Origin of the sequence: Streptomyces sp. NPDC001532 (assembly GCF_040298625.1) — a bacterium.
Lineage (GTDB): Bacteria > Actinomycetota > Actinomycetes > Streptomycetales > Streptomycetaceae > Streptomyces.
On sequence record NZ_JBEPAL010000007.1, the window covers coordinates 233,420 to 243,920 of the forward strand.

A 10,501-nucleotide genomic window follows, 5' to 3' on the forward strand; every position below is an offset into this window, starting at 1 on the left:
CTGGCGGCGTCGCGCACACCCGGTCGCGCCGGTCGCCGGTCACCGCCGCGGTCACCCCTGCCCGCACACACGACGGAGGTCCCGGCATGAGCCGCGCACAGCGTCCTGCCCCGTTCCGCATGCCGGAGCCGCTGTTCGCGGAGCTGGCCACCGGCGGCGGCTCGGCCGAGGCGATCGCCTTCCTGGAGGGCGGTGAGCGGGCCCGCCGGCTGCTGCTCCTGCGGACCATGCTCGACCGCCTCGAAGGAGCGGACACCCCGCTGACCCCGGCCGCCGAGGCCTGGCAGGCGGTGAAGGCGGCGGCCGAGCGGGCGCCGGAGGCCGTGGAGCGGCTGCTGCTCGCCCCGGCGACCGGCCGCTGGATCGCCCACATACTGCGCAGGGTGCACGGCGGCGCGACGACCGGCCCGCCGCTGTGGGCGGAGGCGGGGCACCTGTGCGCGCTCGCCGCGGCGGCGGCCGTGCACGCCGGTACGGAGACCGGCCTGCGGGTGCCGCTCACCGACGGGCGGCTGCATCTGCCGGGCCTCGGCGTGCTCCGGCTGCCGGGCGGGCGGTGGGGATGTTCCGTGGGGCGGGCCGTGACGCGAGGCGGCCGGCTGACCGTCACCGGGCCGGGCCGGGACGGGCGGCCGGTGACGGTGACCTGCCGGCCGGCGACCGAACCCATCGGCGGCGGGCCCCCGGCGGCGGGCGGCCGGGACACCGGCCCGCAATGGATCCCGCTGCGCACCCTCACCCTCGCCGGCGCCGCCGGCCCCGTCCCCATCCCCCTCGACGACCTCGACCCCTACCGGGACCTCGACGACCCGGTGCCGCCCGCCCGGCTCGACGCCGACGAGGCCGAGGCATGGCAGCGGATCTTCGCGGAGGCGGCCGCGATGCTCGCCGGCGCGGCGGACGGCGGGCCCGGACGGCTCGACCCGTCCCTGGTCCGGGCCGTCGTCCCGTGGGGGAGGACCGCCCTGCTGCCGCCGGCCCCGCAGACCGTTCCGCTCTCCGCGTCCAGCGGCGACTCCTACGGCGGGATGGTGATAGCCCGCCCCGCGACCGGGACGGCGCTCGCCGAGGCGCTGGTCCACGAGTTCCAGCACAGCAAGCTGGGCGCGCTGCTCCACCTCTTCCCGCTCCTCGACGACGACCGCGTCGAGCGCTATTACGCCCCTTGGCGCGCCGACCCGCGCCACCTGTCCGGACTGCTGCACGGCGCCTACGCCTTCACCGGCGTCACCGGCTTCTGGCGCGACCGAACGGCCGAACCCGCCCACGCCGACGCCGCCGCCTACCACTTCGCGCTGCGCCGCGTCCAGGCCCGGCTGGTGGTGCGCACCCTGCTGGCCAGCGGCCGCCTCACCCCCGCCGGGCGGCGCCTGGTGACCGGCCTGGCCCGCACCCTCGACGCGTGGCTGCGCGAGCCCGTCGAACCGGCGGTACTGGCCCGCGCCCGCACCGCGGCGGCGCTGCACCGCACCGAGTGGCGGCTGCGCAACGTCCTGCCGGAGCCGCAGGAGGGGCTCGGCGCGGTCCGCTTCCGCCCGGACCGCCGCGGCTGGCCCGACCTGCGCACCCACGCCTTCGCCACCCGCCCCACCACCCCCCGCACCCCCGACGAGCACCTCGCCGCCGCCGATCCGGCCGCCGCCCTCGACGGGTACGCCGAGGTGCTGAGCCGCGACCCGGCCGACCCGCACGCGCTCGCCGGCTGGATCGTCGCCCGGGCCGCCCACGAGCCCGGCCCCGCCGCGCGGCGGCTGCTGGCCCGGCCCGAGCTGCTTCAGCCGCAGCCCAGCGGCTGAGGCCGGTGCCGGGGGTCAGGCCCTCGCGCTCGCGGCTGACGGATGCCCGCGTCGCCCGCGTGACGGATCAGGGGTGAACACGCGCCCGAATGGTCAGGATGAAAGGCATGGGATTCCATGTCGACTCCGAGGCCGGGCGGCTGCGCCGCGTCATCCTGCACCGGCCGGATCTGGAGCTCAAAAGGCTCACCCCCAGCAACAAGGACGCCCTGCTCTTCGACGACGTGCTGTGGGTGCGCCGGGCGCGTGCCGAGCACGACGGGTTCGCCGACGTGCTGCGCGACCGCGGCGTCGCCGTCCACCTGTTCGGCGATCTGCTCACCGAGGCCCTGGAGATCCCGGCGGCCCGAGCGCTCGTCCTGGACCGGGTCTTCGACGAGAAGGAGTACGGTCCGCTCGCCACCGACCACCTCCGTGCCGTCTTCGAGACCCTGCCGGCCGGCGAGCTGGCCGAGGCCCTGGTCGGCGGTATGACGAAGCGGGAGTTCCTGGAGGCCCACGAGGAGCCGGTGTCGGTGCGGTTCCACGCGATGGACCTGGACGACTTCCTGCTGCGCCCGCTGCCGAACCACCTGTTCACCCGGGACACCTCGGCCTGGATCTACGACGGTGTGTCCATCAACGCGATGCGCTGGCCGGCCCGGCAGCGCGAGACGGTCCACTTCGAGGCGATCTACCGGCATCACCCGTTGTTCGGCGGTGAGTCCTTCCATCTCTGGTCGGAGGGCCAGGCCGACTACCCGTCCACCATCGAGGGCGGTGACGTCCTCGTCATCGGCGAGGGCGCGGTCCTCATCGGGATGAGCGAGCGCACCACTCCGCAGGCGGTGGAGATGCTCGCGCACAAGCTGTTCGCGGCCGGCTCGGCACGCACCATCGTGGCGCTCGACCTGCCGAAGAGGCGGGCGCTGATGCATCTCGACACGGTGATGACGATGGTCGACGGCGACACGTTCACGCAGTACGCCGGTCTCGGCATGCTCCGCTCGTACACGATCGAGCCCGGGGTGGGGGAGAAGGAGCTGAAGGTCACCGACCATCCGCCGGAGCACATGCACCGGGCGATCGCCGCCGCCCTGGGGCTGAGCGAGATCCGGGTGCTCACCCCCACCCAGGACGTGCACGCCGCCGAGCGCGAGCAGTGGGACGACGGCTGCAACGTGCTCGCGGTCGAGCCGGGCGTGGTCGTCGCCTACGAGCGGAACTCCACCACCAACACCCATCTGCGCAAGCAGGGCATCGAGGTGATCGAGATCCCCGGCAGCGAGCTGGGCCGGGGCCGGGGCGGGCCGCGCTGTATGAGCTGTCCGGTCGAACGGGATGCCGTATAGCCATTCCGCAGGGTGCATATAAATGTTGAGGATCGTATAGAATTCCAAAAGTCCCTGTAGTCGTACCCCTGGAGCGCCCCCCATGGCGACAGTCCCGACCGCCCTCGCCGGCCGCCACTTCCTCAAGGAGCTCGACTTCACCGAGCAGGAGTTCCTGGGGCTGGTCGAGCTGGCCGCCGAGCTGAAGGCGGCCAAGAAGGCCGGGACCGAGACGCGGTACCTGCGGGGCCGGAACATCGCGCTGATCTTCGAGAAGACCTCCACCCGCACCCGCTGCGCCTTCGAGGTCGCCGCCGCGGACCAGGGTGCCTCGACCACCTACCTGGACCCCTCCGGCTCGCAGATCGGCCACAAGGAGTCCGTGCGGGACACCGCCCGCGTCCTCGGCCGGATGTTCGACGCCATCGAGTACCGGGGCGACAGCCAGGCCGGCGTCGAGGAGCTGGCGGCGTACGCGGGCGTGCCCGTCTACAACGGCCTCACCGACGACTGGCACCCCACCCAGATGCTCGCCGACGTGCTCACCATGACCGAGCACACCAGCAAGCCGCTCAAGGAGACCGCCTTCGCCTACCTCGGCGACGCCCGCTTCAACATGGGCAACTCCTACCTGGTCACCGGCGCCCTGCTCGGCATGGACGTGCGGATCGTCGCCCCGAAGTCCTACTGGCCCGCCCAGGAGATCGTCGACCGGGCCCAGGAGCTCGCCGAGCGCAGCGGCGCCCGGATCACCCTCACCGAGTCGGTCGAGGAGGGTGTGCGCGGCGCCGACTTCGTCGCCACCGATGTCTGGGTCTCCATGGGCGAGCCCAAGACGGTCTGGGACGAGCGGATCGCCGCGCTCGGCCCGTACGCGGTGACCATGGACGTGCTGCGCGCCACCGGCAACCCGGACGTGAAGTTCCTGCACTGCCTGCCCGCCTTCCACGACCTGGGCACCAAGGTCGGCCGGGAGATCCACGAGACGCACGGCCTGGACTCCCTGGAGGTCACCGACGAGGTGTTCGAGTCGGAGCACTCCGTCGTCTTCGACGAGGCCGAGAACCGCCTGCACACCATCAAGGCTGTGCTCGTCGCCACGCTCGCCTGAGCTGTCTCTCGCCTGACCAGGCCTTAAGCTGTCCGGCGGCCCGGAGCCACCCCTTCCGCGGCCGCCGCGCGCCCCCACCCGGGCGCACTCCGTCCCCAGAAACGAGCACCACCCGCATGCCCCGCATCAAGTCCCCCGCCCTCCTGGTCGCCGATTCCGGCGCCGATCGCGAGGGTCACGGCCTCCGTCGCACGATGGGCCTGTTCCAGCTGATCTGCTTCGGCGTCGGCGCGATCGTCGGCACCGGCATCTTCGTCGGCCTCTCCGACTCCGTCGCCCAGGCCGGCCCGGCCGTCGTCGTCTCCTTCGTCCTCGCCGCGATCACCTGCGTCCTCACCGCGTTCGCCTTCGCCGAGCTGGGCGGCGCGATCCCGGTCTCCGGATCCTCGTACTCCTTCGCCTACGCCGGACTCGGCGAGACCACCGCCTTCCTCGTCGGCTGGTGCCTGCTCCTGGAGTACGGCGTGTCGGTCTCCGCGGTCGCGGTCGGCTGGAGCCAGTACGTCAACGAACTCCTCGACAGCCTCCTCGGCGTCCAGCTGCCCACCGCGCTCTCCGCGAGCCCCGGCGACGGCGGGGTCGTCAACCTGCCGGCCGTCCTGGTCATCGCCATGGCCGCCGTGCTCCTGGTGCGCGGTGTGCGCGAGAGCGCCCGTGCCACCGCCGCCATGGCCGTGCTCAAGCTGGCCATCCTCGTCGCCTTCTGCGCGATCGGCTTCAGCGCCTTCCAGGACGACAACCTGATGCCGTTCGCGCCCGCCGGACTCGCCGGCATCGGCGCGGGCACCACCGCCGCCTTCTTCTCGTACATCGGTTTCGACGCGATCACCACCGCCGGCGAGGAGGCGAAGAACCCGCGCCGGGACATCCCCGTGGCGATCCTGGTCTGCATCGGCGTGGTCACCGTGCTCTACAGCGCGGTCGCGCTCGCGGCCATCGGCGCCATCGGCGGCGACGAGGTCGGCGGCCGGCCCGCCGCGCTGTCGTACGTCGTCGACCGGGTCACCGGCTCGGGCGTCGGCGGCGGCATCATCGCCTTCGGCGCGGTCGTCGCCATCGCCTCGGTGGTGCTCGCCGTGATGTACGGCCAGAGCCGCATCCTGATGTCGATGTCGCGGGACGGACTGATCCCGCGCGTCTTCGAGAAGGTCTCCCCGCGCACCGCCACGCCGGTCGCCGGCACGCTGATCATCGCGGTGGTCTTCGCCGTCCCCGCGGCGTTCTCCTCGCTGGACGCGGTGGTCAACCTGTGCACCATCGGCACGCTCGCCGTCATGGCCGTGGTCAACGTCGCGGTGATCGCGCTGCGCCGCCGCGAGCCGGACCTGCCCCGCACCTTCCGGGTGCCGCTGTACCCCGTGCTGCCCGTGCTCGGCGTCGGCTGCTGCCTCTACCTGATGTACGAGACCGGCTGGACCACCTGGCTCCAGTTCGCCGTGTTCCTGGTCGCCGGACTGCTGGTCTACCTCGGCTACGGCCGCCGCCGGTCGCGGCTGGCCCAGGTCACTCCGGACGCGGACGCCACTGACGCGGTACCGCAGCCAGTCTGAACCACACCGCCTTGCCGGACTCGGTGGGGCGGTGACCGCAGGACGAGCTGAGGGCGCGGATCAGCAGCAGCCCGCGCCCGCCCTCCTGCCAGGGATCGGGCTCGATGTCGGCCGGATGCGTCAGATCGCCCGGCGGCGCCGGGTCCGGGTCGTGCACCTCGACCTTGCAGCCGGTCGGCAGCAGCTCCACCACCAGCTCTATCGGCGTGTCCCCGGAGGTGTGCTCCACGGCATTCGCCACCAGCTCCGCCGTCAGCAGCTCCGCGGTGTCGGTGTCGGCCCCGTGCTCCAGCTCGGCCAGGGCGGTGCGGACCAGAGCGCGGGCCACGGGCACGGCCGCGGCGGAGTGCGGCAGCGCGATGCGCCAGGAGGCCGGCGAGTGAGGCGGCACGAAGTGCCTCCGTGAGGGGTGGTGGCCGGGTGACGGGCGGGTTGCGGGTCGTTCGTGCAAGGCGAGTCCGTTCATGCCGCAGGTTTCCCGCGGTCGGGACACAGGCTGTCCTGACACAAGCTGTCCTGCTTTCAACCTGATGAATGGTACGGCGCCGCCCGGCAGTCCTCCGAGGGCACCGTCCGGGACTCTCGCCCCGGCACCGGGCGGCCTACCCACCGCGACGGCCCGCCGCGCCCGGCTGCTCCCGCCGTTACCGGGTTGTGGACGACCGGACGATGTTCGGTCACACCGTGACGGATACCCGCTCCGGCACCCGGTCTATCGCGCACTCATGACGACAGTCACATTCGAGTGATAACTTCGTAGGGCAACCTCCCGAGGAGGCCGCCCGTCATGAGTCCCTTCACCGGCTCCGCCGCGCGCACCCCCCGCTGGCAGCACCTGCGCGTCGACCTCACCGACGGCATCGCCACCGTCACCCTCGCCCGCCCCGACCGGCTCAACGCCCTCACCTTCGGCGCCTACGCCGACCTGCGGGACCTGCTCGCCGAGCTGTCCCGCGAGCGCTCCGTGCGCGCCCTGGTACTGGCGGGGGAGGGGCGCGGCTTCTGCTCCGGCGGTGACGTCGACGAGATCATCGGCGCCACCCTCGCCATGGACACCGCCCAGCTCCTCGACTTCAACCGGATGACCGGCCAGGTCGTACGGGCCGTCCGGGAGTGCCCGTTCCCGGTGATCGCCGCCGTGCACGGCGTGGCCGCCGGCGCCGGCGCGGTCCTCGCGCTGGCCGCCGACTTCCGCGTCGCCGACCCCAGCGCCCGCTTCGCCTTCCTCTTCACCCGCGTCGGCCTCTCCGGCGGCGACATGGGCGCCGCCTACCTGCTGCCCCGCGTCGTCGGCCTCGGCCACGCGACCCGCCTGCTCATGCTCGGCGAAGCGGTCCGCGCCCCCGAGGCCGAGCGCATCGGCCTGCTCAGCGAGGTGACCGACGAGGGCCGCGCGGACGAGGCCGCGCAGGCCCTCGCCCGCCGCCTCGCCGAGGGCCCGGCCCTGGCGTACGCCCAGACCAAGGCCCTGCTGACCGCCGAGCTGGACATGCCGCTCGCCGCGGCGGTCGAACTGGACGCCTCCACCCAGGCCCTGCTGATGACCGGCGAGGACTACCGCGAGTTCCACACGGCGTTCACCGAGAAGCGCCCGCCCAAGTGGAGGGGACGGTGAGCGAGCCCGGCCGCCCCCTGCGCACGGCGGTCATCGGCGGAGGCCCCGGCGGCCTCTACGCCGCCGCCCTGCTGAAACGCCTCGACCCGCGGCGCGCCGTCACCGTCTGGGAGCGCAACGCCCCCGACGACACCTTCGGCTTCGGCGTCGTCCTCTCCGACGAGACCCTCGGCGGCATCGAACACGCCGACCCGGTCGTCCACGCCGCCCTGCGACGCGACTTCGTCCGCTGGAACGACATCGACATCGTCCACCGCGGCGTCCGCCACACCGCCGGAGGCCACGGCTTCGCCGCGCTCGGCAGAAAGCGCCTCCTGGAGATCCTCCAGAACCGCTGCCGCGACCTCGGCGTCGAACTGCGCCACCACCGCGAGGCGCCGGACCCCGCCCGGCTCGCGAAGACCCACGACCTGGTCGTCGCGGCCGACGGCGCGGGCAGCGGCACCCGCGAGGCCTACGCCCACGTCTTCCGGCCCACCGTGACCGCCCACCGCTGCCGCTACCTCTGGCTCGCCGCCGACTTCGCCTTCGAATCCTTCCGCTTCGAGATCGCCGAGACCGAGCACGGCGTGCTGCAACTGCACGGCTACCCCTACGCGCCCGACGCCTCCACGGTGATCGTCGAGATGCGCGAGGAGGTCTGGCGCGCCGCCGGATTCGACGTCCTCGACCGGCAGGAGTCCGTCGACCGCTGCGCCAAGATCTTCGCCGAGGCGCTGCGCGGCCGGCCCCTGCGGTCCGGCAGGTCGGCCTGGAGCACCTTCCGCACGGTCGTCAACGACCGCTGGTCCGCCGGCAACGTGGTCCTCCTCGGCGACGCCGCCCACACCGCGCACTTCTCCATCGGCTCCGGCACCAAGCTCGCCGTCGAGGACGCCCTGGCCCTCGCCGCCTGCCTGGAGGAACGGCCCACCGTCGACGAGGCGCTCACCGCCTACGAGGAGGAGCGCCGACCGGTGGTCGCCTCCACCCAGCGCGCGGCCCGCGCCAGCCTGGAGTGGTTCGAGAACCTGGGGCTCTACCTCGACCAGCGGCCCCGCCAGTTCGCCTTCAACCTGCTCACCCGCAGCCGCCGCGTCACCCACGACAACCTGCGGCTGCGCGACGCCCACTTCACCGGTGCCGTGGAGCGCGAGTTCGGCTGCCCGCCCGGCACACCCCCGATGTTCACCCCGTTCCGGCTGCGCGGACTGACCCTGCGCAACCGGGTCGTCGTCTCGCCCATGGACATGTACTCGGCCGCCGACGGCCTCCCCGGCGACTTCCACCTCGTCCACCTCGGCGCGCGGGCGCTCGGCGGTGCCGGGCTGGTGATGACCGAGATGGTGTGCGTCAGCGCCGAGGGCCGGATCACCCCCGGCTGCGCCGGCCTCTACACCGGCCGTCAGGCCGAGGCATGGCGGCGGATCACCGACTTCGTGCACGCCCAGGCGCCGGGCACGGCGATCGGCGTCCAGCTCGGCCACTCCGGCCGCAAGGGCTCGACCCGGCGGATGTGGGAGGGCATGGACGAACCGCTGCCGGACGGCAACTGGCCGCTGGTGGCCGCCTCCGCACTGCCGTACAAGCCCGGCGGGCAGACCCCGCGGCAGCTCTCCCGCGCCCAGCTCACCGATCTGCGCGAGCAGTTCACCGCCGCCGCCGTACGGGCCGCCCGCGCCGGGTTCGACCTGCTCGAACTGCACTGCGCGCACGGCTATCTGCTCTCCGGCTTCCTCTCCCCGCTGACCAACCTGCGCACCGACGCCTACGGCGGCTCGCTGGAGAAACGGCTGCGCTTCCCGCTGGAGGTCTTCGACGCGGTACGGGCCGTGTGGCCCGAGGAGCGGCCCATGACGGTCCGGATCTCCGCCACCGACTGGGCCGACGGCGGCACCACCGCCGAGGACGCCGTGCGGATCGCCCGCGCCTTCGCCGCGCACGGCGCCGACGCGATCGACGTGTCGACCGGGCAGGTGGTGGCCGAGGAGCGGCCGGAGTACGGGCGGTCGTACCAGACGCCGTTCGCCGACCGTGTCCGGCACGAGACGGGCGTCCCGGTGATCGCGGTCGGCGCGATCTCCTCCTGGGACGACGTCAACTCCCTGATCCTGGCCGGGCGGACCGACCTGTGCGCGCTGGGCCGCCCGCACCTGTACGACCCGCACTGGACCCTGCACGCCGCCGCCGAGCAGGGCTACGACGGTCCGGGCGCCGTCTGGCCGGACCCGTACCGGGCGGGCAGCCGGCGCCCGCGGACCGGCCGCACCGACGCGCCCAGGCCCCGGCTCACGCTGGGGAGCTGAGGTCCGCCATGCCCGCCGTGAGGGTCGCCCCGTCCGCCGGGTCGATCACCAGGAACGCGCCGGTGTGCCGGGAGACCGCGTAGTCGTCCAGGGCCAGCGGCTCGGCGGTGCGCAGCGCGATCCGGCCCAGGTCGTTGGCGGTCAGCTCGGCCGCCCCGCCGAGGTCCCGGACGGTCGCCTTGACGGTCCGCGTGGTGTGCCGGACCAGCACCCGGTCGCCGGGCCGCAGCGGACGGTCGGCCAGATGGCAGACGGCGCCGCGGACGTCCCGGGTCGGCGTGGGCGCGTCGGCCCCCGCGGTGATCATGTCGCCGCGCGAGACGTCCCGCTGGTCGGCGAGGCGCAGCGCGACGGACTGCGGCGCGTGGGCGGTCTCCACCGGCCGGCCGAGCACGTCGATGCCGGTGATCTCGGAGGTCTCGCCGGACGGGTGGACGGTGATCCGGTCCCCGACCGACAGCGCGCCCGAGGCCAGCTGCCCCGCGTAGCGGCGGGCCTCGCCGTGCCGGATGACGTACTGGACGGGGAGGCGGGCGGGCGCGTGGGCCGGGCCGGTGCCGACGGGCACCCGCTCCAGGAACTCCAGCAGCGCCGGACCGTCGTACCAGTCCGTGCGCTCCGACCGCTCCACCACGTTGTCCCCGGCCAGCGCCGACACCGGCACCGGCGTGAAGCCGGGCAGGCCCAGCTCGGCGGCGTGGCCCGCGAAGTCCTCCACGATCCGCTCGAACGGCTGCTGCTCGTAGCCGACGAGGTCCATCTTGTTCACCGCGAGGACGGCGTGCGGGACGCGCAGCAGGGCGGCGATGGCGGCGTGCCTGCGGGTCTGCTCGA

General features: G+C 73.7%; 8 protein-coding genes. 6 read left to right on the top strand and 2 right to left on the bottom strand.

Annotation, left to right across the window (positions count from 1 at the left end; all coding sequences use genetic code 11):
- Positions 1–86: 86 nt before the first annotated feature.
- From ABT232_RS09945 to ABT232_RS09960, 4 genes are all read left to right on the top strand, one after another.
- Positions 87–1,796: an HEXXH motif domain-containing protein gene (locus ABT232_RS09945; RefSeq protein ID WP_351838393.1), complete on the top strand. Its 1,710-nt coding sequence runs from the start codon at positions 87–89 to the stop codon at positions 1,794–1,796.
- 107 nt (positions 1,797–1,903) lie between these two features.
- A complete protein-coding gene (locus ABT232_RS09950) occupies positions 1,904–3,127 on the top strand; it encodes an arginine deiminase (protein WP_351838396.1) in 1,224 nt (407 codons plus the stop codon).
- An 82-nt stretch (positions 3,128–3,209) separates the two neighbouring features.
- Entirely contained in the window at positions 3,210–4,217 is a 1,008-nt protein-coding gene (argF, locus tag ABT232_RS09955) for an ornithine carbamoyltransferase (RefSeq protein WP_351838399.1), read from the top strand.
- 116 nt (positions 4,218–4,333) lie between these two features.
- The gene (locus tag ABT232_RS09960) at positions 4,334–5,767 is read left to right on the top strand and encodes an amino acid permease (RefSeq protein WP_351838402.1); all 1,434 of its coding nucleotides are present in this window, start codon (positions 4,334–4,336) and stop codon (positions 5,765–5,767) included.
- On the opposite strand, the gene ABT232_RS09965 is transcribed toward ABT232_RS09960, so the two are convergent.
- Positions 5,721–6,233, bottom strand: a complete 513-nt coding sequence (locus tag ABT232_RS09965; RefSeq protein WP_351838405.1) for an ATP-binding protein — start codon at positions 6,231–6,233, stop codon at positions 5,721–5,723. The two genes, ABT232_RS09960 and ABT232_RS09965, sit on opposite strands and share 47 nt — an antisense overlap.
- Positions 6,234–6,554: 321 nt before the next feature.
- Between ABT232_RS09965 and ABT232_RS09970 the strand changes: the two genes are divergently transcribed.
- Both ABT232_RS09970 and ABT232_RS09975 read left to right on the top strand, forming a co-directional pair.
- Entirely contained in the window at positions 6,555–7,382 is an 828-nt protein-coding gene (locus tag ABT232_RS09970) for an enoyl-CoA hydratase family protein (RefSeq protein ID WP_351838407.1), read from the top strand.
- A complete protein-coding gene (locus tag ABT232_RS09975; RefSeq protein WP_450871763.1) occupies positions 7,367–9,667 on the top strand; it encodes a bifunctional salicylyl-CoA 5-hydroxylase/oxidoreductase in 2,301 nt (766 codons plus the stop codon). The genes ABT232_RS09970 and ABT232_RS09975 overlap by 16 nt, the downstream gene beginning before the upstream one ends.
- Here ABT232_RS09975 and ABT232_RS09980 read toward each other — a convergent pair.
- A partial coding sequence (locus tag ABT232_RS09980) for an elongation factor 1-alpha C-terminal domain-related protein (protein WP_351838413.1) occupies positions 9,651–10,501 on the bottom strand: 851 nt, incomplete at its 5' end. The two genes, ABT232_RS09975 and ABT232_RS09980, sit on opposite strands and share 17 nt — an antisense overlap.

Excerpts from the sequence above, each read along its gene's own strand:
- ABT232_RS09945 (WP_351838393.1), top strand. The coding sequence starts at position 87 with ATGAGCCGCGCACAGCGTCCTGCCCCGTTCCGCATGCCGGAGCCGCTG.
- ABT232_RS09950 (WP_351838396.1), top strand. The coding sequence starts at position 1,904 with ATGGGATTCCATGTCGACTCCGAGGCCGGGCGGCTGCGCCGCGTCATC.
- argF (WP_351838399.1), top strand. The coding sequence starts at position 3,210 with ATGGCGACAGTCCCGACCGCCCTCGCCGGCCGCCACTTCCTCAAGGAG.
- ABT232_RS09960 (WP_351838402.1), top strand. The coding sequence starts at position 4,334 with ATGCCCCGCATCAAGTCCCCCGCCCTCCTGGTCGCCGATTCCGGCGCC.
- ABT232_RS09965 (WP_351838405.1), bottom strand. The coding sequence starts at position 6,233 with ATGAACGGACTCGCCTTGCACGAACGACCCGCAACCCGCCCGTCACCC.
- ABT232_RS09970 (WP_351838407.1), top strand. The coding sequence starts at position 6,555 with ATGAGTCCCTTCACCGGCTCCGCCGCGCGCACCCCCCGCTGGCAGCAC.